At 58.3% G+C, this 21,536-nt stretch carries 24 protein-coding genes; 10 read left to right on the plus strand and 14 right to left on the minus strand.

Annotated elements, in window-relative coordinates:
• Positions 1–2: 2 nt before the first annotated feature.
• Together phnD and phnC are read right to left on the minus strand one after the other, a co-directional pair.
• A complete protein-coding gene (phnD, locus tag B3E91_RS20725; protein ID WP_003117866.1) occupies positions 3–866 on the minus strand; it encodes a phosphate/phosphite/phosphonate ABC transporter substrate-binding protein in 864 nt (287 codons plus the stop codon).
• Entirely contained in the window at positions 863–1,690 is an 828-nt protein-coding gene (gene phnC, locus B3E91_RS20730) for a phosphonate ABC transporter ATP-binding protein (RefSeq protein ID WP_003117867.1), read from the minus strand. The genes phnD and phnC overlap by 4 nt, the downstream gene beginning before the upstream one ends.
• Positions 1,691–2,104: 414 nt before the next feature.
• On the opposite strand from phnC, the gene B3E91_RS20735 reads away from it, so the two are divergent.
• Genes B3E91_RS20735 through B3E91_RS20745 form a run of 3 tightly spaced genes read left to right on the plus strand, consistent with a single transcriptional unit; the run spans position 2,105 to position 4,736 of the window.
• Positions 2,105–3,049 (plus strand): chromate resistance protein ChrB domain-containing protein, encoded by a 945-nt coding sequence (locus B3E91_RS20735; RefSeq protein ID WP_256674069.1) that lies wholly within the window; start codon positions 2,105–2,107, stop codon positions 3,047–3,049.
• Positions 3,042–4,403, plus strand: coding sequence for a chromate efflux transporter (gene chrA / locus B3E91_RS20740; RefSeq protein ID WP_073672924.1), 1,362 nt, complete (start codon positions 3,042–3,044; stop codon positions 4,401–4,403). Before B3E91_RS20735 ends, chrA begins: the two co-directional genes overlap by 8 nt.
• 9 nt (positions 4,404–4,412) lie before the next feature.
• The gene (locus tag B3E91_RS20745) at positions 4,413–4,736 is read left to right on the plus strand and encodes a rhodanese-like domain-containing protein (RefSeq protein ID WP_073672923.1); all 324 of its coding nucleotides are present in this window, start codon (positions 4,413–4,415) and stop codon (positions 4,734–4,736) included.
• A 47-nt stretch (positions 4,737–4,783) separates the two neighbouring features.
• Here B3E91_RS20745 and B3E91_RS20750 read toward each other — a convergent pair whose 3' ends face one another.
• The 5 genes from B3E91_RS20750 to B3E91_RS20770 all read right to left on the minus strand — a co-directional run bounded on the left by B3E91_RS20750 (position 4,784) and on the right by B3E91_RS20770 (position 7,583).
• Positions 4,784–4,918, minus strand: a complete 135-nt coding sequence (locus B3E91_RS20750) for a YHYH domain-containing protein (RefSeq protein ID WP_142028712.1) — start codon at positions 4,916–4,918, stop codon at positions 4,784–4,786.
• A 99-nt stretch (positions 4,919–5,017) separates the two neighbouring features.
• Positions 5,018–5,719, minus strand: coding sequence for a TraX family protein (locus tag B3E91_RS20755; RefSeq protein WP_073672922.1), 702 nt, complete (start codon positions 5,717–5,719; stop codon positions 5,018–5,020).
• Positions 5,719–6,159, minus strand: coding sequence for a YqaA family protein (locus B3E91_RS20760; protein ID WP_033985552.1), 441 nt, complete (start codon positions 6,157–6,159; stop codon positions 5,719–5,721). The genes B3E91_RS20755 and B3E91_RS20760 overlap by 1 nt, the downstream gene beginning before the upstream one ends.
• Positions 6,160–7,281 carry a nickel/cobalt efflux protein RcnA gene (locus tag B3E91_RS20765; protein ID WP_142028713.1) on the minus strand — a complete coding sequence of 374 codons (1,122 nt, stop codon included), beginning with the start codon at positions 7,279–7,281 and terminating at the stop codon, positions 6,160–6,162. It lies immediately after the preceding gene.
• An 8-nt stretch (positions 7,282–7,289) separates the two neighbouring features.
• Positions 7,290–7,583, minus strand: coding sequence for a metal-sensing transcriptional repressor (locus B3E91_RS20770; RefSeq protein ID WP_003246772.1), 294 nt, complete (start codon positions 7,581–7,583; stop codon positions 7,290–7,292).
• Positions 7,584–8,078: 495 nt separating this feature from the next.
• Here B3E91_RS20770 and B3E91_RS20775 point away from each other — a divergent pair, with 495 nt between their 5' ends.
• Both B3E91_RS20775 and B3E91_RS20780 read left to right on the plus strand, forming a co-directional pair.
• The gene (locus tag B3E91_RS20775; RefSeq protein ID WP_033985547.1) at positions 8,079–8,816 is read left to right on the plus strand and encodes a HupE/UreJ family protein; all 738 of its coding nucleotides are present in this window, start codon (positions 8,079–8,081) and stop codon (positions 8,814–8,816) included.
• Positions 8,817–8,828: 12 nt separating this feature from the next.
• Complete coding sequence (locus tag B3E91_RS20780; RefSeq protein ID WP_073672919.1) at positions 8,829–9,494, plus strand: transmembrane anchor protein; 666 nt, start codon at positions 8,829–8,831, stop codon at positions 9,492–9,494.
• Between the two features lie 352 nt (positions 9,495–9,846).
• Here the strand turns inward: B3E91_RS20780 and B3E91_RS20785 are convergent, their stop codons facing one another.
• Positions 9,847–10,413, minus strand: a complete 567-nt coding sequence (locus B3E91_RS20785) for a hypothetical protein (RefSeq protein ID WP_073672918.1) — start codon at positions 10,411–10,413, stop codon at positions 9,847–9,849.
• A 124-nt stretch (positions 10,414–10,537) separates the two neighbouring features.
• Complete coding sequence (locus tag B3E91_RS20790; RefSeq protein ID WP_178383276.1) at positions 10,538–11,506, minus strand: SPOR domain-containing protein; 969 nt, start codon at positions 11,504–11,506, stop codon at positions 10,538–10,540.
• A 444-nt stretch (positions 11,507–11,950) separates the two neighbouring features.
• On the opposite strand from B3E91_RS20790, the gene B3E91_RS20795 reads away from it, so the two are divergent.
• Entirely contained in the window at positions 11,951–13,681 is a 1,731-nt protein-coding gene (locus tag B3E91_RS20795) for an ATP-dependent nuclease (RefSeq protein ID WP_273234149.1), read from the plus strand.
• Positions 13,665–15,086, plus strand: coding sequence for a UvrD-helicase domain-containing protein (locus tag B3E91_RS20800; RefSeq protein WP_073672932.1), 1,422 nt, complete (start codon positions 13,665–13,667; stop codon positions 15,084–15,086). Before B3E91_RS20795 ends, B3E91_RS20800 begins: the two co-directional genes overlap by 17 nt.
• A gap of 112 nt (positions 15,087–15,198) precedes the next feature.
• On the opposite strand, the gene gspM is transcribed toward B3E91_RS20800, so the two are convergent.
• Entirely contained in the window at positions 15,199–15,570 is a 372-nt protein-coding gene (gspM, locus tag B3E91_RS20805; protein WP_256674068.1) for a type II secretion system protein GspM, read from the minus strand.
• 176 nt (positions 15,571–15,746) lie between these two features.
• On the opposite strand from gspM, the gene B3E91_RS20810 reads away from it, so the two are divergent.
• The 3 genes from B3E91_RS20810 (at position 15,747) to B3E91_RS20820 (ending at position 16,686) form a co-directional block, all read left to right on the plus strand.
• Positions 15,747–15,989: a hypothetical protein gene (locus tag B3E91_RS20810; protein ID WP_073672930.1), complete on the plus strand. Its 243-nt coding sequence runs from the start codon at positions 15,747–15,749 to the stop codon at positions 15,987–15,989.
• A 118-nt stretch (positions 15,990–16,107) separates the two neighbouring features.
• Positions 16,108–16,305, plus strand: a complete 198-nt coding sequence (locus B3E91_RS20815) for a hypothetical protein (protein ID WP_143178208.1) — start codon at positions 16,108–16,110, stop codon at positions 16,303–16,305.
• A 99-nt stretch (positions 16,306–16,404) separates the two neighbouring features.
• The gene (locus B3E91_RS20820) at positions 16,405–16,686 is read left to right on the plus strand and encodes a BPSL0761 family protein (RefSeq protein WP_073672929.1); all 282 of its coding nucleotides are present in this window, start codon (positions 16,405–16,407) and stop codon (positions 16,684–16,686) included.
• A 21-nt stretch (positions 16,687–16,707) separates the two neighbouring features.
• On the opposite strand, the gene B3E91_RS22350 is transcribed toward B3E91_RS20820, so the two are convergent.
• From B3E91_RS22350 to B3E91_RS20835, 4 genes are read right to left on the minus strand one after another with little or no spacing between them, the layout of a single operon-like run.
• Positions 16,708–17,937, minus strand: a complete 1,230-nt coding sequence (locus B3E91_RS22350; protein WP_414708317.1) for a TniQ family protein — start codon at positions 17,935–17,937, stop codon at positions 16,708–16,710.
• On the minus strand, positions 17,900–18,793 hold the full coding sequence (locus tag B3E91_RS20825; protein ID WP_073672927.1) for a TniB family NTP-binding protein: 894 nt from the start codon (positions 18,791–18,793) through the stop codon (positions 17,900–17,902). Before B3E91_RS20825 ends, B3E91_RS22350 begins: the two co-directional genes overlap by 38 nt.
• 2 nt (positions 18,794–18,795) lie before the next feature.
• A complete protein-coding gene (locus B3E91_RS20830; RefSeq protein WP_073672926.1) occupies positions 18,796–20,748 on the minus strand; it encodes a Mu transposase C-terminal domain-containing protein in 1,953 nt (650 codons plus the stop codon).
• Positions 20,745–21,530: a TnsA endonuclease N-terminal domain-containing protein gene (locus B3E91_RS20835; RefSeq protein WP_079867842.1), complete on the minus strand. Its 786-nt coding sequence runs from the start codon at positions 21,528–21,530 to the stop codon at positions 20,745–20,747. The genes B3E91_RS20830 and B3E91_RS20835 overlap by 4 nt, the downstream gene beginning before the upstream one ends.
• Between the last annotated feature and the right edge of the window lie 6 nt (positions 21,531–21,536).

The raw sequence follows: 21,536 nt of genomic DNA on the forward strand, positions 1-21,536 counted from the left end.
GCTCACATCGTGGCGAAGTCGAGGCCGAGCAGCGATCCCATGTTGCGAATCACATCGTAGTCGGCGTCGGTGATTGGCGCGAAGGCCTCGGCTTTGAAGTTGCGCAGCACTTCGGGATCGTCGATACCGACGAATACATCCCGCACCTTGGTTTTCAGCTCGGGGCTCAGGTTCGAGCGCATCGCCCAGGGGTATTGGGGATATTCGCCGCTGTAACCAAGTACTTTCACCTTGCTCGGATCGATTAGGCCACGTTCGGCTACTTGATTGAAAATTACCTCCGACAGCCCACCCGCATCGGCGTTTCCGTTCGCCACGTTGACGGCAACGGCGTCATGCGTGCCCACAAAATGTTGTTCGTAGTCCTGCCCACCCGTCAGCTCGGCCGTCTCAAGAAGCACGGTTTTGGGAATCAGATGGCTGGACGTCGATGCCCGGTCACCATAGGCCATCTTCTTGCCCTTAAGGTCGGCATACTCATTCACGCCTGACGCCACATTGGCGATAATCACTGAGCGATAGGTCGGCTTGCCGTCGATGACCATGGCAGCGAAGGGCTCGATGTCGCTTTTGCTTTTGGCCATGACGTAGGACAGCGGACCGAAATACGCCAGGTCGATACGGCCAAAGCGCATCGCCTCAATCATCGAGGAATAGTCGGTGGTTACGATCAGCTGCACCTTCTTGTCCAGATGCTCTTCCAGATAATCCTTCAGCGGCTGGTTTCGCTTGATCAACTCCGAGGCGTTTTCGTCCGGCAGCAGCGCAACCTTTAGCACATCCGGATCGGCATCGGCCGCTACGGCGGACAGACTTGAAACAGCGGACAGCAAACAGGTCAATAAGAGAGCGGATAAGCGTTTCATCGGGACATCTCCAGTGAAGGTGCGAGCATGACAGGGGTTTCAGCCGGAGCAGTTGCTGGCTGAGTCGTAGAGCGGCCTGCATAGATGCGCTCAAGCTGCGCATCGGTGAGTTCCGAGGGCGCGGCATCGAAAACGATCTGAGAATCGGCCAGCCCGACGACGCGATCGGCGAAGCGGCGGGCATATTCGAGTTGATGCAGCGAAACGATGGCGGTGATGCCGTCTTCCTTGCAGATGTCGCGCAGCAGTCCGAGAACACGGACCGAAGTGGCCGGGTCGAGACTGGCTACCGGCTCATCGGCAAGAATGATCGCGGGCTGTTGCGCTAGCGCACGCGCGATGCCTACCCGCTGCTGCTGGCCACCGGACAGTTTGTCCACCCGGCTTAGCGCCTTGTCTGCCAGACCGACCCGAGCGAGGCAACTGAGCGCAATCTCCTGATCGGCACGCGGCAGAGGAAACAGCGAGCGGAGCGTGTTGTGAAAGGCCAGCCGACCGGTAAGCACATTAGCCAGTGCGCTTTGACGTTCGATTAGCTGGTGGTGCTGAAAGATCATGGCGGTACGCCGACGATGCTGACGCAAGGCCGAGCCGCTGCCGAGCTCACCGAGCTCGCTGGTGACACTGCCGCGAGTGGGCGTGACGAGTCGATTGAGGCTACGGAGCAAGGTCGACTTGCCTGCGCCCGAGAGACCAAGCAGCACGGTGAACTCACCACGCCGAAATGCAATCGAGGTATCGCGTAGGGCTGTCACGCCGCCTGGGTAGACGACGCTCAACCGGTCGACCCGCAGCACGGCGTCCTGTATCGGATGGGGCGTCATTTGATCACCTTTCGCAATATTGCTGGCCGCACAATTGCGGTTCGCGATGCAAAGGGTAGAAATTCCTTGTTAACGCACTGCTTCTAAATGATGACATTTCGATGAATGCTTCGAATCTGCCGTAGCGGGGCGGCAAGCGAAGCCGTGGAAGAACGGGCGCAACGTAGCGTCTTTCTTCACGCGGGATACAGGAGGCTTTGATTGATACTGCTGCGGATTCGCTACAGTAACGTTGGGCCAGAACGTAATGCCATCCAAGCAAGAGAGCGCACACTAGCGGCCATAAGCGGACATTCTGAATCGGAGGCGGCGAAAATCGCATACCACTCCGCCCAGCAGGGCTAACTTCCCGGTTCCCAATTCAGCAACCCCCAGGTAATGTAGCGATCGAACATATTTAGTGAGATCGCTACATTGATTAATTGGCTATGTCTCGTGATGGCACTGCCTACGGCAAATGCCGCCGAGCGAATGCGCGCTTGGCGCACGTTGAAAAGCGCTGGCGCTGCGGTGCTACGCGATGGGGTTTATCTCCTGCCAGATGGCTCGGCTAGTCGTGAGGTACTGGAGTCCGTCGAGCGTGACGTGCTGGATAGCAGTGGCTCGGCGTCGCTCCTGCCGGTCACTGATCCCCAGGGTGAGCGCTTCATACCTCTCTTTGATCGTGGCGACGACTACGCCAGGTTGCGCTCGGAGGTTGAGCCCCAACTGGCCCAGCTGACGCCCGAGAACGCCCTGGCGACTGCTCGTCAGGCCCGCAAGCTGCGCAAGTCGTTCGCTCAGATCCAGTCGATCGACTTCTTTCCGGGCGAACCTTTGCAACAGACAGACGCGCTGCTACGTGATCTCGAAGTGGCCATCAACCGGGCGCTTTCCAAGGATGAGCCCACCAGCCATGAGCAAGCCATCGAGCAGCTCGATCCGCGGGACTACGAAGGGCGAACCTGGGCGACTCGCCAGCGCCCCTGGGTAGACCGCCTGGCCAGCGCCTGGCTGATCCGCCGCTTCATCGATCCAGGTGCCAGCATCCTCTGGCTTCCCTCTCCTGATGCATGTCCTGCGGAAGCACTTGGGTTCGATTTCGATGGTGCCCGGTTCAGCCACGTCGGCAACAAGGTCACCTTCGAAACCCTGCAGGCTAGCTTCGGGCTGGAGGCTTCAGGACTGCAGCGCGTAGGGGCACTGGTGCATTACCTGGATGTGGGGGGCGCGCAACCCACAGAAGCGACGGGTGTAGAGCGCGTACTGGCTGGACTGCGAGCCAGCATCCAGGACGACGATCAGTTATTAGCCGCGGCCTGCGCCATCTTCGATGGGCTGTTGGCCGCATTCGGCAAGGAAGGACAGAGTGATGAGTGAGACAGCCATGCAAGCGACAGAGCAAGGTCAGGGCAAGGTAGAAAAAGTTGGCCTATTCGAGGCATTTCTGTTCTGGCTGAAACTCGGTTTCATCAGCTTCGGCGGCCCGGCCGGGCAGATCTCGATCATGCACCAGGAGCTGGTGGAGAGACGTCGGTGGATCTCGGAGCGCCGCTTTCTGCATGCATTGAACTACTGCATGCTCCTGCCAGGCCCGGAGGCCCAGCAACTGGCCACCTACATCGGCTGGCTCATGCATCGCACCTGGGGTGGGGTGATTGCCGGCGCACTGTTTGTGCTGCCCTCACTGTTCATCCTGATTGCCCTGTCCTGGGTCTACATCGCCTTCGGCGAAGTGCCCGTGGTGGCGGGATTGTTCTACGGTATCAAACCCGCCGTCACCGCCATCGTCGTTCAGGCTGCTCACCGTATCGGTTCACGCGCACTGAAGAACAACTGGTTGTGGGCGATCGCTGCCGCCTCCTTCGTGGCGATCTTCGCGCTCAACCTCCCGTTCCCGCTGATCGTCCTGGGAGCAGCCATGATCGGCTACCTGGGCGGACGCTATGCTCCCGACAAGTTCAGCATCGGTGGTGGGCATGGCGCGTCCAAGCAGTCCTATGGGCCAGCATTGATCGACGACGACACGCCACCACCGGCCCATGCGCGCTTCCGCTGGTCGCGCTTGGCTCTGCTGGCCGCAGTAGGAGTCGTGCTGTGGGCTTTGCCGATGGGGCTGTTGACTGCCCTCTATGGTTGGGACGGCACCCTGCCCCAGATGGGCTGGTTCTTCACCAAGGCCGCTCTACTCACCTTCGGCGGCGCCTATGCGGTACTGCCGTATGTCTATCAGGGCGCGGTAGGCCATTACGGTTGGCTGACCCCTACCCAGATGATTGATGGCCTGGCATTGGGCGAAACCACCCCCGGGCCACTGATCATGGTCGTGGCCTTCGTGGGCTTCGTTGGCGCGTATGTGCACCAGGTCTTTGGGCCGGAACAGGCATTCCTTGCCGGCGCTGTGGCAGCCAGCCTCGTAACTTGGTTTACCTTCCTGCCCTCGTTCCTGTTCATCCTCGTCGGCGGGCCGCTGGTGGAGTCGACCCACAACGAATTGAAGTTTACGGCACCACTGACCGGCATCACTGCCGCGGTGGTTGGCGTCATACTCAACCTAGCGCTGTTCTTCGGTTATCACGTGCTGTGGCCTGAGGGCTTTGCTGGCAGTTTCGATTGGCCCTCCGCGCTGATCACTGTCGGAGCTGCAGTGGCGCTGTTCCGCTTCAAGCGTGGAGTCATCCAGGTGTTGCTGGGCTGCGCTCTGGTGGGCTTGGCTATCCACCTGCTGCGTTAGGGAGGGGTTATGGGGCGCATATCGATTCACGAGTTCGCCGAGTGGCAGGCTGCTGGTCGCAGCTTCGAGCTGCTCGATGTGCGCCGAGCCATCGTGCGCAACGCCGACGGGGCACAGATCGCCAACGCGAAATGGCAGGACCCCGAACTGCTTTTTTCCTGGAAGGATCAGGTGCCACGGGATCGCCCCGTGATTCTTTACTGCGCGCATGGGCATGAAATCAGCCAAGGGTGTGCCGCTACTCTCTGGGCGATGGGACTGGATGCGCGGTATCTCGTCGACGGCTTTGCAGGGTGGAGTGAAGCCAAGCAGCCGGTGTGCGATTTGGTCTAGCCATCTGGTTCTGGCCGCCTCGCGAGAGGCGACCAGCGCTGCCTTAATTAATGGCAGTGGTACGTCCCTGTGGAGTGGTTGGTATGGCAGCCCTTCGAGTCGGTACCGCCGCTATGGGCAATGGCAGCGCCGGAGGACAGGGCAATCACGGTGGCGATCAGGGCGGCAGAAAGCTTCTTCATGTTCAAACTCCGTTTCGATTGGCTCTTATATGTGATCTAGGTCACGCTCCGGATTATGGCAAAAGGCCTGCATTGAGCAAGGGGATTTTGATCGATCGGTCAGAGAGCCACACGAAGCAACGCCAGCACCGCTAGATGGCCGGGGTAGAAGTAGTAACCCCAACGCCCCACTGGCCATATGTGTTGGGTGATTTTCTGCCGCAATAGCCACAGGCCAACCAGCGGAGCCGCAAAGGTCGTGGCCATGGCCCACCAGGTGCCAAAGGGACCAGCTCCGATCCAGCCGTCACGGCTATTGGCCAACACGCTGAAGACTGCAGGTATGAGCCAGGTAATCCAGGGGCGCTGCACTGCCAGCACCATGGTCGCCGGCAGCAGGACGCCAAACGCGCCATACATCAGCCGATCATGCAGCACTATCGAAACGGTCAGCGTGAATAGCCCCAGCACCAAGCCTGTACGATCGCTGTGATGGACGCTCCAAGCAACTATGAGCCCCAACATCAGTGTCGGCATCACATTCAGCGTATTGCTCATCTCGGACAGCGCCCGATACGGCATCTCGGATATGAGGCTGAAGGCCAGAATCCAACTCAAGTAGCGAAAGTTATTTTCGCTGTACAGATCTCCTGGGAGGGAACGCGACACATTGGCGGCGATGCCAAGGCAGAACAGCGGAAAGGCGAAGCGTCCAACCACGAAAAGCCATGCTGTTGCTTCGGGCCAGAGATAGCGCAGGTGGTCTATGACCATTGTCAGCATGGCGAGCCATTTGACGAGATCCAGGCTGGTCGAGCGCATTACCCCATGATCCCGAGGGTCACCACAGTGAGCACCAGGTATCGAGCCGCCTTGGCCAGTAGCACGATCAAAAAGAAGCTCCAGAAGGGTTCGCGCATGACACCGGCAATCAGGGTCAGCGGGTCGCCAATGATCGGTACCCAGCTCAGCAGCAGTGACCAACGGCCGTAGCGGTGGTAGGCCCGCTGCGCGCGGGCCAGCTTGTCGTCACTGACCGGGAACCAGCGTCTGTGCCGATAGCGCTCAATGTAGAGACCGAGCAGCCAGTTGAGCGCGGAACCCAGAACGTTTCCTGCCGTAGCCACCACCAACAGCATGACCACCGAGTAGTTGCCACTTATCAGCAGGCCGGTGAGCACTGCCTCGGACTGTGCAGGGATCAAAGTCGCGGCACTGAAGGCCGCGAGGAGTAGGCCCAGGTAGCCTGATAGCTCCCACATTTAGGCGGTCAGACCGATCCAGCCATGAACACCGACGTAGATACCGACCCCAATAATGAGCATGCTCGAGAGGTAGGGCGCGCGACGCGCGACCGCTCCCAGCCATGGCCACCGGTTGGAGGCCTGGCGAGCGCCCACCGCAGCAGCTACGCCGACGGATACCAGCGTCAACGCCAGGCCGACACTAAAGCACAGCACCAGAACAGCCCCGAGTGCGACTTCCTTCACCTGCAGGCATAGCAACAGCACCGTAATCGCGGCAGGACAGGGGATCAGTCCTCCGGTCAGGCCGAACAGGATGATCTGGCCTGTAGTGACGTTGCGGTTATTGAAGCGGTTGCGGATATCGTTGGCGTGAGCTCGCTCATGGGCATCCTGGTATCCCTCCAGCGACAGCTCCAGGCCCTGCAGATCGGAATGGTCGTGGCCGTGGTCGTGCTCATGGAAATCGAGGTCATAGTCGTGCGAATGGCCCGCGTGGCCAAGGCTCAGACGCGCGGTGAACTGATGAGGCTCTGGAACTTCCGCGACCGATTCCAGGTATTCGCCGCGATGCACAAAGCGGAACAGCTGAGCTGTCCCATCAGGACGCGTCGTCGACAGATTCACGTCTTCTGCTGGCCAAGAGTGACCAGTCAGAGTGCGCAGACGCCAGCGCGGGGGAACCCCTTCCTCGAAGATCGAGAGTTCGATTCGCCCGTGTCCGGTATCGATTCGGCGAAGCTCGTCATGGTGGTGATCATGCGCATGATCACCTTCTTCGAAACGCCACATCTGTTCGCCACGCCAGGTTCGCCACAGCATCCAGAGCGCGATGGTGATGATGATCGCGGCGGACGCGAGCTGGAAATAAGGTTCCGTCGTCTCGGCATTCAGGTTCTGGCCCAGATACATGCCGCCCATGGCCACCAGCCAGACCACCGCGGTGTGCGAAATGGTTGCCGCCAGCCCCAGCAATACCGCCTGCTTCACGGTGCCGCGGATGGCTACGATGAAGGCCGCCATCATGGTCTTCGAGTGGCCTGGCTCCAGGCCATGCAATGCCCCTAGGAGGATGGCGCTGGGGAAGTACAGCCAGGCGTGAGACGCACCCTGCTGCAGCAATTCGGCAAAGCTCGACATGGTGATACCTACAGGTACTTCGTGATCTGCTTGAAGTCTTCAAGGGAGGTGCGCTCGCCAGTAGCGAGGGCGTCCATCGTGTGCTCCAGGCAGTGATCGATGTGATCTTGAATCAGAGTGCGCTTGGCCTGGCATACGGCCTTCTCCACGGCATGCAGCTGCTGCGCGATATCCACGCACTCACGGCCATCCTCGATCATGGTGATGATGCTGCGCAGATGGCCCTCGGCGCGCTTCAGGCGCTTCATGACATCGCTGTGGCTTTGGTGTCGGTGGCCATGGCTGTGTTCGTGATCGCTCATGCCTTGAGTCCTATGCCTCGATGATTTACGCTCGCATCCTATCCCCCTGGGGGGGATGCGGTCAAACGACCCTGTTGGTCCTTTGCAAGCTGCAAGACATAGGAAAATGGCTCGCCGTAGTGCCTCGAAGAAACCCGTTATCGCATTGATACTGGCCTTGCTATTGGCCTGGGTAGGGCATTCGCTGGCCGCCATCAAAGCACCGCTGATACCGGGGGATTACTCTGGCGCTGTGTCCCATGGTCATTCCCATGACGTGGACGCGCCGGCATTCCCGAGCCACAAACATGCAGCTGACCATAGCCATGAGATCCCCTATCTCGGGTCGGCGTTGACACTACTGTCACGCCCCGAGCGGGAAACCCCTCCCAGCTCGTTGCGGGCAATTGTCCCTGAAGTGCCGATCTACCTGATCGAACGGCCACCACGCTCTAGGTTCGTGCTCTGAAACCGGCCGCCTCGCGGCCCCAGACCACTACAGCCTAGGAAATCGTTATGAATTCGCTTCCCCTAAGCAGGGCAACGGCGCTGATCGCACGCCTGCGTCGATCACTCTTTCTGCCCTTGCTTACCCTCGCTCTACTGATGGCAGTCATGCCTGAGGCGCTGGCCCACGGAGTTCCCGAAGGAGACAAGGGCTTCATCCAGGAAAGTACCGGCGTGATGTTGGTGCCCTTCATCTACATGGGTGCCAAACACATGATCACCGGCTACGACCATCTGCTGTTCCTGTTCGGCGTGATCTTCTTTCTCTACCGTCTGAAGGACGTAGGGCTGTACGTCACGCTGTTCGCAGTTGGCCATTCGATCACTCTGCTCTTTGGAGTGCTTAGCAACATCAGCATCAGCTCGTATGTGATCGACGCGATCATCGGCTTTTCGGTCGTGTACAAGGCCCTGGATAACCTCGGCGCCTTCCAGCGCTGGTTTGGGTACCAGCCCGATACCCGCGCAGCAACGCTGATCTTCGGCCTGCTTCATGGTTTCGGTCTGGCCACCAAGATCCAGGAGTTCGAAATTTCTCCTGATGGCCTGATCGCCAACCTGATTGCCTTCAACGTAGGTGTCGAGATCGGCCAGCTACTGGCCCTCGGCGGCATTCTCATTCTGATGGGCTACTGGCGACGTACCGCCAGCTTCTGGCGCCACGCCTACACCGCCAACGTCGCCATGATGAGCGCCGGCTTCTTGCTCATGGGCTACCAGATCACCGGCCTGATCGTCTCTCAGTAAGGAATTCTTTCTATGTTCAATACCAAGCTTCCGACCCTTAACGAACTCCCCTCGACAGCACAGCTACTGCGCTCCACGATCATCGCGGCAATCATTGCCTGCGTGCTCCTGGTCACCGTGGTAATGCCTTCGGAATATGCGATCGACCCCACTGGCGTGGGCCGAGCATTGGGCCTCACTCAGATGGGTGAGGTGAAGATCCAGCTGGCTGACGAGGCCCGCGCCGATGAGGTCGCAGCTCAGACTCCCACTCCGCCGCCAGCTGAAACTATCGCCGCAGCACCCACTACCCCGGCCGCTCCTGCCGAGGTCATTCCCGCTCCGGAGCAACCGGCTGCGCCTGAGCAGGCTGCCCTGCAGCATGAAATGAGCATCACCTTGAGCCCGAACCAGGGTGCCGAAGTGAAACTGGAAATGAAGCAAGGTGCCAAGGTGAACTACCGCTGGACTGCCAATGGCGGCGTCGTTAACTACGACACCCATGGCGATCCTTACAACGCGCCGCGCGACTTCTATCACGGCTACGGGAAGGGACGCTCAACGCCAGAAGACACGGGTGTTCTGGAGGCCGCATTCGATGGCAAGCACGGTTGGTTCTGGCGTAATCGCACTAGCAAACCGGTGACCGTCACCCTGCGCACTCAGGGCGACTACATCAGCATCAAACGCGTGATCTGACGCCTCATCAGGCAGCCCTACCCGGGGCTGCCACTCACTGTCAGCTGCTGGCCGATTCTGTTGAAAAACTCCCTCGGCGATTTCTTTCGCCGAAAGTGCATGGCTAACGTTGAAATCTGACTTGCTTCAGTGACCTGAATGCTCTGGATTTCACGTAGCAACGCTCGACTAGGGCGTTTCCAGACCCCGAACTGGCAGCTCTGCCGCATACCGAGTTTTCAAAAGAATCGACCAAGAGCAGACATTTAGTGCAGGGTAGGGAAAATAGGTCTGTCCCTTTTCCTCGTCCAAACTCGATGCTCTGTGCATCCAAACAGTGCATCCAGCGACCCGGCTGCTTCAACGGGTGGAGCTACCTCTCCGCGAGAGCTTTCCGTACGAAGTCACCGAAGCTACCCGCCCCCCAGGTGCGGATATCCAGGGCCTTGGCCCCAGCTTTAAAGTCCTTGGGATTGGCAGTAATCACCAGAAGGCCTGCAGACCATTCTCCGTAATCAATGTCGGTCTGATGCTTGAGCAGACCGCTCCCCATCCTCTTCACACCGCTGGCGCCGCCGATTCGGTGTTCGTTCGCGTCGGCATACGCCCGCCCCTCGACGCTGGTCAGGAACCCCCCACCAGTGACGCTACCGTCAGTCTGCAACTCACCGAAACCACCCCCACTTGGGGCCGGGGCATTAATATCCCTGAATTGAAACCAGACTGCGGGTTCTGCTTCTAGGGCTGCCAGTTGCGCTCGTGCGTACTTACCAACTCGCTGGGCGTCTTCACTCGGATGAGAGCCTGCCGGGATCTCAATCAAGCCGAGATCGCTGACGGTGAATTGCAGATCTTCCCCGCACTCGTCGACCAGAACGACTCCTCGACTTTCAAGAATATCCCATGCGCAGTTGTCGATCAGTACCGTTTCACGAGCCATGCTTGCTTTGCCTCCCTGTTGTTGTGCAGAGCCGCAGCTCTCTGAAGCTCGCGTCCAGCAAACAGCTGCCTATTCAACTGCATAGAAATCGGCTCGGACCGGAGGTTTAGATCGTGGCGTGTGATCAAGGCTTTAGCAGAAGACTGGCGCCAACTTTGGGATCTTCATAGCGCACAACAAACCCGTTAAGACGTTGCTGGCGCTGCAGTTGATCCCTAGCTATGTCTGCATGTTCCCGGCCTTTGTAGGGGCCACAAAAGATCCGATTCATGCCATCAGCCGTGGTTGTGTACACTTCATACCCGGCGTCCTTTAAGCGCATTTCAAGCTTCTCGGCTGTCTCTTTACTGCTCAAGGACGCGACCTGGACACTCCACAAAAGCTCATCATTCACAGAAACCGGTTTTTGGGGGGCAGCCGTGATCTTGTTGTTAGCTTCAGTCAGTCGGCGCTGCTGCTCCTTCTCAATCGCTGACATGATTTCAGCCGCATTATTGAACTGCACCAGCTGCCAGTAACCACCCTGGTCACGCAGGGTGAACTTCATCTCAAGGGGAAGATCGAGCTGTTCGTTACGGTAGGGTATGGTCACGATGGCCACCTTGCCCTGCTTCTCGACGTCGTAATCCTGCAGCTTCAACTGCTCCAGGCCAAATGACGATGCCATGCCGTCAAGACTGGCCTTTTTAGCCGCATCACTGGCAACAGCAGGCACTGCAGAGGGCGCGACACGTTGTCCGCCTTTAACCAGCTCGCCCGTTTCGACGTACCGCAAGGTCGACGACTTCAGCCCGCTCACAAGAGTTGGCTTCATCATCTGCACAATGCCCGTGCCCAAGGCACTGCCGAGCGTGCTCCAACCGGAGTTATCCTCATTAGCGGCCTGGAAGAGTGCTTGCGCCATCACATCGTCAATCAGGCGATTGAAGAGCGTGTCGACATCAACATGCTTTTCGAACAAGGCCACGTCATGGTCCTGTACCGCGTTGCGGATCTGCAGGACGGAATAGGTTGGTGTGGTCGTGTAGTAGTAGAAACCACCCACTGAAACGGCAACCAGCCCCAGAACGGACAGAAGTAACTTCCTTTTCATCAGGCTCCTCACAAGCATTTTTGGGGCTATCCAGTTTGTGATCGAAAACCAGCCAGCGCCGGCTTCACACGTCGGAGTTTGGCGTTATCTGTTCTGGCTGGCCAGTAAGCGGGATCTTTTTGTGTGATCAGCGCGCGACGCATCTACCTCTGCCGGTCCCGCCAGCCCCACAACCCAGTCGGTAAATAATCGGAGACACGATATTGATGCTGCCGAGCGTCAGCTCGGGGTCGACTCTGTCTTTCGTGACTGACCGCTTCTGGCCGATAGCTGACGCTTGTAACAGGCGGCTATCGGCCAAACCCAGCCTCACATGGTTACATCCCTACACTTGACAGTCCTAAGGCATCATTTAGATGCAGAGAACCGTCTGCCATAGTGAGTGGATATTTTGCACAACGCATTGGATACTCAAACCAAACAGGGATGATGATGGGGGCCGTGATGGTTCGAGTCAGGCACTTGAGTATTCGAAACTTCCGAGCCATCAGGGCCATGGATTGGGCTCCCTCCGCTGGTATCAACTGCCTGATAGGTCCAGGCGACAGCGGTAAGTCCAGCGTTCTTGATGCCATCGACCTCTGCCTGGGCGCTCGACGCAGCGCCCGCTTCAGCGATACCGATTTTCATCTGCTGAACGTCGCTCACCCCATCCTCATCACGGTCACCATAGGGGCCTTGCCCGATGAGCTGTTGAATCTCGACACCTACGGCGAGTTTCTACGCGGATTTGATACGAACACCAGGCTTTTGGAAGATGAGCCGCGTGCTGACATCGAAACAGTCCTGACCGTGCAGTTACAGGTGGGGGCTGACCTGGAGCCTGTCTGGTCACTCATCTCCAATAGGGCCGTTGCTCAGGGGATAGAGCGTGGGCTGGCCTGGAAGCATCGTGCACTGTTGGCGCCGGCTCGTATCGGCCAATACGCCAGCACACACTTGACCTGGAACCGCAGCTCGGTGCTCAACCGCTTAACTGAGGAGCGTCCGGACTTGGGCGCAGAGCTCGCTCGCGCTGCCCGAGAAGCCCGTGCAGGGTTTGGTAATCAGGCGAGCGCCCAGCTCGCGCAGACCCTCCAAACGGTGGCGCTGACCGCGGCTAATTTGGGGGTGCACGTCGGACATCCACAGGCGCTACTTGATGCACATGCGGTCTCTATCGGCGATGGTGCGATTGCGCTACATGATCAGGCAGGCGTGCCGCTGCATGCATTGGGGACAGGTTCTGCACGACTGCTCACTGCCGGCCTGCAAAGAGCGGCGGCGCAAGCGTCGACAATCGCGCTCGTAGACGAGGTCGAATACGGCCTGGAGCCGCACCGCCTCAAACGCTTGCTTGACTCGCTGGGAGCCAAAGAGGCCAATGCACCTCTGCAGGTCTTTCTGACAACGCACTCACCGGTTGCGCTGCGAGAGCTCAGCAGCAGCCAGCTGTTCATTGTCCGCAAACGACTGGACATCCACGAGGTGCGCGCTCCTGGGCTGTCGGATCACGTGCAGAGCACCTTACGTACGGATCCAGAGGCGTTTCTAGCCAGCTCACTGCTGGTATGTGAGGGAGCGAGCGAAATTGGATTGGCCAGGGGCTTGGACCAGTATTGGACGGAGCGCAATCACCCTTCCTTCTTTGCGCTAGGGGGCTCCTACGTCAACGCTGGTGGCAGTACGCCAGACCTGTGCTTGCAGCGCAGCCTTGTCCTTCGACGACTGGGCTACCGGGTTATGGTGTTCATCGATGCCGACAAGCCACACACTCAGACAGTGCTGGATGAAGTAGTCAGAGAGGGGATCGACGTACTCACATGGCAACAAGGCCAGGCATTGGAGGACGCGATTTTCCTCGGCCTTCCAGATCAAGCGATCGATGCACTGTTGGCCTTCGCGGAGGAAGAGAAAGGAACCGAGACGGTGGCGGAACATATCCGCTCTAGGTCAAGCGGAACGCTTACGCTGGAGCAAATTAAAGGTTCACGCGCACAGGGTGTGCCATACGCACCACCGACCCGTCAGATGCTTGGCCAAGCGGCTCGCACCAGGAATGGTTGGTTCAAGAACGTAACCGCCTTCCAGCACGTTGGGCGCCAGATCGTGGGCCCACACGTCCTGCAGAGCGCTCCTGAATTCCTGAATCTGGTAACTCAGCTGTGGGGGTGGACTCGTGCCACCGGAGATTGACCTGCTGGCGGTGGGACGCGGCTCGGTCACCGCGCCGGCGGGATGCGGCAAAACTCAGCAGATAGCGGAAGCCTTGGGCGCTCACACAGGGAGCAAGCCCATTCTCGTGCTCACCCACACCAATGCCGGCGTGGCTGCGCTACGGGCCCGCCTGACCCAAGCTTCGGTTTCAAGCTCGGCATACAGGGTCGCGACGATCGATGGATTCGCGATGCGCCTGGTGGCCAGGTTCCCGCAGCGCAGCGGAATACCGCCGGGAGTACTTGAGCTGGCCAACCCTGGGCATGATTATCCCGCTATTCGCGCTGCGGCCGGCCGCTTGCTGCAGGCCGGCCACATCACACAATCCCTCCGAGCTACCTACGCTCGACTGCTGGTAGACGAGTATCAGGACTGCAACATCCCGCAGCACACCATTATCACGTGGGCAGCTCAGGTGCTTCCCACCTGCGTGCTGGGTGATCCGATGCAGGCAATTTTTGGCTTCGCGGGTAATGCCTTAGTGAATTGGCAGGCCGATGTGGAGACGCACTTCCCCTCGGTCGGCACTCTCCAAACGCCGTGGCGCTGGCAGCGAGTCGGCACACCTGCATTGGGGCAGTGGCTATTGCGCGTCCGTGCACAGCTCCAGGCCGGGCACTCAGTTGACCTGCTAACAGCACCACCCGAAGTGCAGTGGGTTCAGTTGCAAGCCGACACAGCCAACGCCCAGCGACGGCAGGCCGCAATGGCCCGCGGCAGTGGTGGCCAAGAAAGCGTGCTTATCATCGGGGACTCCAGGCGACCCGCTAGCCGTAACGGATTTGCCAGTCAGACACCCGGAGCCACCGTGGTGGAGCGCGTGGACCTTCCTGAGCTCATTCAATTTGCTCGGTCCTTTGATCCGATGGCCGCTGACGCGCTAACTCCTCTCGTAGGATTTGCCGCGAGCGTGATGACAGGCGTGGGCACCACTGCGCTGTTGGACCGCGTGCGGATCCTACGGTCTGGCCGCGCACAAGTACCGGCGTCCCCTATTGAGGCGGCCGCGATTGCATTCGCTGATGGTCCTAGCTTTGTCGAGGCACAACGCTTTCTGGCAAACCTCAGCCGCTCGCCCCAAACACGCGTTTACCGACCGGAGCTACTGCAAAGCTGCCAAACTGCACTACAGGCAGCCCAGGGCAGCACTGCTGGGCTTTATGCCGCCGCGCTTCAGGTCCGCGAGCGGCAGCGTCACAACGTAAGGCCTCAATTGCGCCGACGTGTAGGCAGCACGCTTCTGCTCAAAGGGCTTGAGGCCGACATAGCGGTGATTCTGGAACCCCAGGAGATGACGGCCCAGCATTTGTACGTGGCTATGACCCGCGGAGCCCGTCAGCTGATCGTATGCTCCCCCACTAACGTGCTGACACCGGCCCCCTGACTTGAATCCAAAGACACTCATCAAGTGTATAGGAAAGTCGGCGCGGTTCAGTTCAAGCGTCGGGATATTCAGTGAATGGGCCCGATCACCCAAGACGAAGGTAGCTCACAACTCAGCTGTTACGCAGTAGGAGGCGGGTGCTCACCAACCCCTTTTCCGCCCGCTTCAACCTCGCTTCCTCGACCCGCACGCCCTGCTCCACTAGGCTGATCAGCCAGCGCAGCAGACGTGCGAAGTCGGTGGGCTGCAGGCTGACCTGCAGGCCGCCATCGCTCTGGTTGTCCAAGCGCTCGATGCTCAGGCTCTGGCCAGCAGCGCTGCCGGTGATCAGCCCCTGCAGCGCGGCGGAATCGATACTGATCTGCGGCTTGCCCTGCAGTGCCCGCACCTGCGGCGCGTGCTCCTGCAGATAACGCATTGACCGGCCCGATCGTTGAAAAAACCCCTTTCGCCGACAAAGAAGGAAGTACCGCCGTGGGCACACGTCAAGACCGCTATGCCATCTACGTGGAACAGGCCAAACACCTGAGCTGGGAAATCAAGACCTTCGAGGTATGGTTAAACTCCTAGCCTCCTGGCATCCGACCAAGCCCGCCCCGAGCGGGCCGAGTCATTGCCGGGTGCAGCACCAGCAACATCACTCTGACGAAAGGCAAGTACATGACACACAAGCAAGTAACCGTTCCCGCCGAAGACATCGACACCCTGCTGGATGCGATCGAGGACAAGCTCCACAAGATCGGCAAAACCTACCGGGCCAACGGCAAGAGCTGGCACGACGATCTGGCTATTACCAGCCTACGCAAGGTCGCAGCACAGCTGGGCACCGACTTCGAAATCCTGTCTTCCGACGAGCCGGATGGCTTCATCATCACGCGCGTCCCGCATACCGCGGCCGAGTAATGCGCCAGCAGCTGCTTCAGGCCGCTGAGGCAGCTGCACATCTCACCCTGGGCCCCAGTTCCGCGTCCGGAGCGGCCCCACAAACCCACTACTAAGATTTCAAACCAGGTGAGCCGCCATGAAGTTCGAAGAGCTTTGGGAACAGGTGTGCCGGGACGGCGTTCCGCCGGCCAAAGAGGCCGCACGGTTCATCTACGACAAGCTCGCCGCACCTGATACGCGCCAAGCGGCGCCGGCGCAGGTAAACGGCCACCATGCGCTGCCATGTCGAACACTGCCAGTAGCGCCGGTACCGCAGGCGCTCATTGACCAGTAGCTGCCGTCAGTGACAGGCTGCTTTCGACTTACCCGACCGTGAAAACTCAGCATATAGTTGCTCATACGCTCGCCCCCAATGCAGCGCGGGAGACTCGCCATGACCATGCCTATCGAACGTACTGCTGCACTAATGGAAGTACGCAGTTTTCTGAATGCCCTGACGAACAGTAGCGAGGTCAGCGCTGAAATAAAGCGTCAGGCCTCGCGTGCCCTTCGCCACTACCCCTCAGCCCGAGAGGTGAACATGCTTGCTGAAAAAGAGGAGTACATACGCAGAATGGGCGGGACAGTTTCAGCTCATCTACTCGTTACCGCTAAGCTTGATGAGACTGGCCGCATTCAGAAGCTTATTGAGGAAGATGGCGAAATCAGAACCTGAGCCGGTCAGAAAAAGCCGAACTCAAGAGCTGCATTTTGGCCCTCTCGGGTTCCATCGTTCGCGAGGGGCAGCCTTATGACTTACGGACGAGACACCCAACAGACCATTCACCTCATCAGCGCTACCAGCACCGCCGTGCCGTAGTAAATAGTCCTTAGCGGCTGAACGCTCCTGCTGCGAAGGAGCATAGTCCTGATCGAATAGCTCGGTCCGAATAGCCGCATGCAGCCAGTAAGGCATCAGATGTCGATAGTCGGTGAAGTAGGAGCTGGATACGCGACTGGCTCGTGCTATGTCTCCGAACTGGTTAGGCCAGCTCACCAGCAGATCCTGCGCCATGCCCATCAAGCGAGCTCGATCGCCCAATCGTAGGCACTCGAAGCGCTGCAAAGCATGTTCGCAGGGGTCGAATAGAAGCTCTGCATCTCGCCAAGCAAAATATTCCCGCAAGCGCCGGCAACGGCCGGGCTGATTGAGCCGCTGTAGGAGGCACTTCAAGCCGCTGAAGAACGCCGGCGATAAAATACCAGCACCCGGTAGCTCCGCACTCCAGCCGTCAGCCAGCAGCTGGCACAACTGCCGCTGAAACCGAACAAGGCTCTCTGGTGCGGAAAGCTCATCCCAAGGTTCGTGACACCAGTCGTGACCACATTTCCCACAATGCATCATCGGTTCCACCGAGGGGAGCAACCGGCATCCGAAGTCTGTGGTGTGGAACTCAATCGGCCCGTGGCACCAAGGGCAGCAATCACGAAGATAGGTGCCATGGACTGGGCAAACCACTGCAAGCGCGAGTCGCCAGTACCGTCGGAAATAAGGGATAGGATCGCCGGCCAAGCACGCACAGCACATCTGGGTTGTGTACGAGCAGATTCGACGACGGTCATGTGGCGAGCGCCCCATCGGCATCAACCAGTCAACGGGACCTCGCAACTTGGGTGCCTCGAACCAGAGCAGCCCCTGATATGCCCACATCCCAGTCGAACAGGCCTGCTCATAGGTGCACCCCACACGCGTCACAAGTCGTCCCAGCAGCTCCTCGTCAGGCACACGATCCAAATCATGAGTAAGGAGCTGGGGGCTGAACCCTAGTACATCCGTGGCGAGGCATTGCAGCTTGACCGCATTGCCTCTCGCAAGGCGGGTCATCCAGGACAACAGTGATTCATCCTCTCGGGGCCGGCTGCGATAGGCCAGGAGAGGATTTCGAGGATCAAAAGGACTGAGAGCGCCCCGTCGCAGGCGGTACATAGCCGGCCGCCTCCAGATACTGCTTAGCGATGTGCTTGGGCTCGATGATTTCGTCGCCGCTGCGAATGGCCATCTCTGCCAGCACCGTAAGGATCTTCACGCTTTCTCCCAGCAGACCCTTGCTGAAATGAAGGAGCTGCAGCAAAGCATGCTCGTCCATCAGATTGGATGGGTTCGCAAGCTTGAAATGCTTCAGGATCGTCTTGATGAAGCGGGCATATTCCTCAAGGCGCTTGTCGGTCCAGGCCGGGAGATATACAGGCCGAAAGCGGTTCCCGATAGATTCGTCCCGGGCCAGGATCGGCTCGATCTGAGGGACACCCGAGATCACTACCGGCACTCGGAGCGTGGTGCAGATACCTCTGATGGCGTTAAGCATCCGCTGATGCTGTGTGTGCGAGCCGCCGTTAAGGTTGAAGGCCTCGTCGATGATCACCATCTTCGTTTCCAGATGGCTCAGAAGGATGCAAATCCTGTGAAGCATCGACTCGTCAGATTCACGAGCAGAGCCAGCCACATTGAATTTACTCAGGATCCGGTGATACAGCCGGCCCTCGATCGGAGCTGCAGGCATGTCGATTAGCAGCACCGGCAGCAAGGCCTTTTCTGCATTGGGATCAGACACCGGCGGGTTACGCTTCAGGAAGTTCTGCAGGATGCTGGACTTGCCGTTCTGGCTTCTACCGAGGAGCGCCATGCACGGCATTCGGTTTGAGTCAGGATGGATCATCAGTTGCTCAAGGTGATAGCGCACCTCTAGCGCGGCTTCATAGCCAACCCAGACTTCCTTCCTCAACTCGAAGATGCGTTGCGCCGTCTCGGGTGAGACGGGCTCGCGCATGATCTTCGCAACCATAGTTAGGCCTCTTCAAACTCTTCAAAGTCAGGAAGATTTTGCAGGTCAATTTTGCCGAGTGAGGCTCGATTCGGCCCCTTGTAGGGAGTTTTGCTTTCACCAGCCAGAGTTTCCTGGAGCGTTGCCTGCGCTGGGCCTGCTGACTTCTTAGCCCCCACCTTCCGGTGTGCCCGCTCTCGCTCACGCTCTCTTGCCGCACCGCGAGTCAGGTTTGTCTCATTGTGAACGATGGCACGTCGCTCCTCACGAGATCTGAAGATGATGTCCTCATTCACATCAGAGATCCCACGGTTATCGATAAAGCGCCGTATGGCCTTCAGCTCCCAGAAGCTAATAGGTGGTCGGTTCATATGGCGATAGCCGATCTCGAAGTACTGCTTCAGATCAGGGTCCCAGAAATAAAGCGTGCTGATGTTCCTGGGATCGTATCTGAAAATGAACTCACGGCCTTCTTTGCTGTTCGTTTTCGACTTCGAACCAATCCACCTTTCCAAGATGGGCCCGTAGTAGTCGATGCACTCCCAACGAACGCCATAGGTTTGGATGGTGCGAATGACGATTGGAAGGAAATCCAAATACAACTGCTCCGGGTTCCCAGAGATTGGAAGAACGCCGGCGCCTGGGAAATCGTCAGTTCCAAAGAGCCCCTCATAGAAGCGTTGTAGAGGAGTTCGGGGCTCCTCAGCGTACGGACTCTTCAGATCTGCACTCTTGCCCTTTAAACCCGAATGAATCTCTACGTGGTACTCACCTAAAATCAGGTGGGCCAGCCATTTTTCGAAATTCTCCAAAGTAAGCACGGCTTTGCCTGCAGAGTCATACTCGGCCTTAGCCCCCACGTTCTGGAAGGTTGTTCCGCTGATCTCGTGGATTCTCGTGTTCAGAGTGCCGAGATAGCGTTCGATGTAAGCCCCGTACTGAGGTTTCTTTTTCTTCCGGAACCGAGCCTTGAACCCATGTTCCTGAGACGCAGCCTCTAGCGCCTGACCTTGAAATTCTTTCGCGTTATCGGAATGGATGACTCGCGGCTTACCCTGGCAGGGCCACTCGTAATCCACCCCCAAATCTCGCATCCATTTGTCTTTCGGCAATATCGCGTTAGTGATCGCAAGTCCTGTGGCAATGGTTCCCGGCGGGTCAAATGAGATGTACCAACCGACTACCATGCGCGAGAACGTATCGATCACAACCGTGATCCATGGGCGACCGATAGCGACCCGGTCAACGGAATCAACGAGCTCTATATCCACCCATGTATGGTCGATTTGCCAGAGCGAATACAGTCCATTTACACCAGGCAAGGATCCGCCATTGACCCGGTACTTCAAGGCGGCATTCTCCCCGTTGCGAGCGAGCTCACGCTCAACAGGTCGAATTTCGTTCAGGCGATTTAAGAACGTTCCTTTAGCAGGGCTCTGCAATCCGAGCGTCCTGCACTGGTCCTTCAGTTCTCTATAAGCGGCTGTCGGGCCGGGCTTTTCAGCCTTGAGATACTTATCCTTGATAACCTGCTGGATAACCGCCTCAACTTCTGTGCTAAGGCGTTTCGTCCCTGTATCACCACGGCGACGGCGCAGCAGGCAACGGATATTTCGACTCTCTTCTAGCTTATTCAGCCAGCGATAAACCGTCGGTTGAGAGGCAAGCAACTCTTCCGCGACAGCTCGAACTTCTGCAACTGATCGCCGCCTGAACATCAGAGGCTCCAGCCAGTGAAACTTATGTGTAGCTTCCTCCCATGCGTCTGGATCAACCTCATTGAGCTCAACTGTACTTATTACTGCCCGCTTCCCCATCGAACGGCTGATGTCAGCAATCAGAACCGTCCTTCTCTTGCCGGTTTCGACAACCGAGACCTCAACTGCAGTGGTGGAGACAAATCGCAGCACACATACGTGCTGCTCTTCGAACGTCAGAATCGCACCTGGTCCAACGTGAATGGTCGACGTGCTCATTGCTTCATTACTCCGAGCGTGATCACTCCACGATCAGTGATCCAAATCGGCGAGTTCATATTGAACGGTTGGGCCAGATCCGTACCTACCAGCTCCAAGGTCACCAGGTTCCACAACCAGGGGGTCAGCCTAGCCTGCTCCATCTTGTCGCTCGTGATGTAGGTAAGCACCTCCCTAGAAGTACCTTTGTTCCCTTCATAGAGCGCTTCGAGAAGCAATCGCTGCATCCGACCTGCGTCTGGCTGCTCCCCTAAACGAAAGCTTCGGTAGTGCATGAAGTGTTCGACATTGACCAGATAGGGCGTACGAATCTCGGTTTCTGTGATGATCTTGAAACGGCAACCATAATCCCTTGCCCACCTCATAGCTGCCTGGAATTTTGGTCGTAAATCGGCCCACTTCGCTGCCAGCTCTACTCGAGTTTTCACCTCATAGACGGTGGGCTTGAGCCAAGGCTCCTCAGCTTGAGCATCTGCCGTGTAAGAGACGATCACGTCCGGAGTGAACTCACGCCAACGCCCATTCGGAGCCCTCCAACGGATCTTGAACGGCTGTGCCTGATAGCCCTGAACACGGTTGTCGTAATCGAGCAACGAAAGGAACTGCTGTTCCAGCATCGACTCGGTGCGCTGTACACGCACCCCCTTAGAGTTCGGGATGTAGCCGGTATTGGTGTAAGAGCTGGGGCCAATCTTACGGACAGCCATGTGCAGCCCCTCCATCAGCTCGTCGAGATGCTGGGGGAACTGGTAGGGGGTCACGTCTTTGATATGAGGGCGCACGGCGCA

The sequence above is a fragment of the Pseudomonas sp. UBA6310 genome (assembly GCF_002438225.1).
In the GTDB taxonomy this organism is placed as follows: domain Bacteria; phylum Pseudomonadota; class Gammaproteobacteria; order Pseudomonadales; family Pseudomonadaceae; genus Pseudomonas_O; species Pseudomonas_O kuykendallii.

Excerpts from the sequence above, each read along its gene's own strand:
- B3E91_RS20830 (WP_073672926.1), bottom strand. The coding sequence starts at position 20,748 with ATGAGCACGTCGACCATTCACGTTGGACCAGGTGCGATTCTGACGTTC.
- B3E91_RS20775 (WP_033985547.1), top strand. The coding sequence starts at position 8,079 with ATGAATTCGCTTCCCCTAAGCAGGGCAACGGCGCTGATCGCACGCCTG.
- B3E91_RS20785 (WP_073672918.1), bottom strand. The coding sequence starts at position 10,413 with ATGGCTCGTGAAACGGTACTGATCGACAACTGCGCATGGGATATTCTT.
- chrA (WP_073672924.1), top strand. The coding sequence starts at position 3,042 with ATGAGTGAGACAGCCATGCAAGCGACAGAGCAAGGTCAGGGCAAGGTA.
- B3E91_RS20820 (WP_073672929.1), top strand. The coding sequence starts at position 16,405 with ATGACCATGCCTATCGAACGTACTGCTGCACTAATGGAAGTACGCAGT.
- B3E91_RS20755 (WP_073672922.1), bottom strand. The coding sequence starts at position 5,719 with ATGCGCTCGACCAGCCTGGATCTCGTCAAATGGCTCGCCATGCTGACA.
- B3E91_RS20765 (WP_142028713.1), bottom strand. The coding sequence starts at position 7,281 with ATGTCGAGCTTTGCCGAATTGCTGCAGCAGGGTGCGTCTCACGCCTGG.
- B3E91_RS20810 (WP_073672930.1), top strand. The coding sequence starts at position 15,747 with ATGACACACAAGCAAGTAACCGTTCCCGCCGAAGACATCGACACCCTG.
- B3E91_RS20815 (WP_143178208.1), top strand. The coding sequence starts at position 16,108 with ATGAAGTTCGAAGAGCTTTGGGAACAGGTGTGCCGGGACGGCGTTCCG.
- B3E91_RS20780 (WP_073672919.1), top strand. The coding sequence starts at position 8,829 with ATGTTCAATACCAAGCTTCCGACCCTTAACGAACTCCCCTCGACAGCA.
- B3E91_RS20745 (WP_073672923.1), top strand. The coding sequence starts at position 4,413 with ATGGGGCGCATATCGATTCACGAGTTCGCCGAGTGGCAGGCTGCTGGT.
- B3E91_RS20795 (WP_273234149.1), top strand. The coding sequence starts at position 11,951 with ATGGTTCGAGTCAGGCACTTGAGTATTCGAAACTTCCGAGCCATCAGG.
- B3E91_RS20750 (WP_142028712.1), bottom strand. The coding sequence starts at position 4,918 with ATGAAGAAGCTTTCTGCCGCCCTGATCGCCACCGTGATTGCCCTGTCC.
- phnC (WP_003117867.1), bottom strand. The coding sequence starts at position 1,690 with ATGACGCCCCATCCGATACAGGACGCCGTGCTGCGGGTCGACCGGTTG.
- B3E91_RS22350 (WP_414708317.1), bottom strand. The coding sequence starts at position 17,937 with ATGTACCGCCTGCGACGGGGCGCTCTCAGTCCTTTTGATCCTCGAAAT.
- B3E91_RS20790 (WP_178383276.1), bottom strand. The coding sequence starts at position 11,506 with ATGAAAAGGAAGTTACTTCTGTCCGTTCTGGGGCTGGTTGCCGTTTCA.
- B3E91_RS20760 (WP_033985552.1), bottom strand. The coding sequence starts at position 6,159 with ATGTGGGAGCTATCAGGCTACCTGGGCCTACTCCTCGCGGCCTTCAGT.
- B3E91_RS20770 (WP_003246772.1), bottom strand. The coding sequence starts at position 7,583 with ATGAGCGATCACGAACACAGCCATGGCCACCGACACCAAAGCCACAGC.
- phnD (WP_003117866.1), bottom strand. The coding sequence starts at position 866 with ATGAAACGCTTATCCGCTCTCTTATTGACCTGTTTGCTGTCCGCTGTT.
- B3E91_RS20825 (WP_073672927.1), bottom strand. The coding sequence starts at position 18,793 with ATGGTTGCGAAGATCATGCGCGAGCCCGTCTCACCCGAGACGGCGCAA.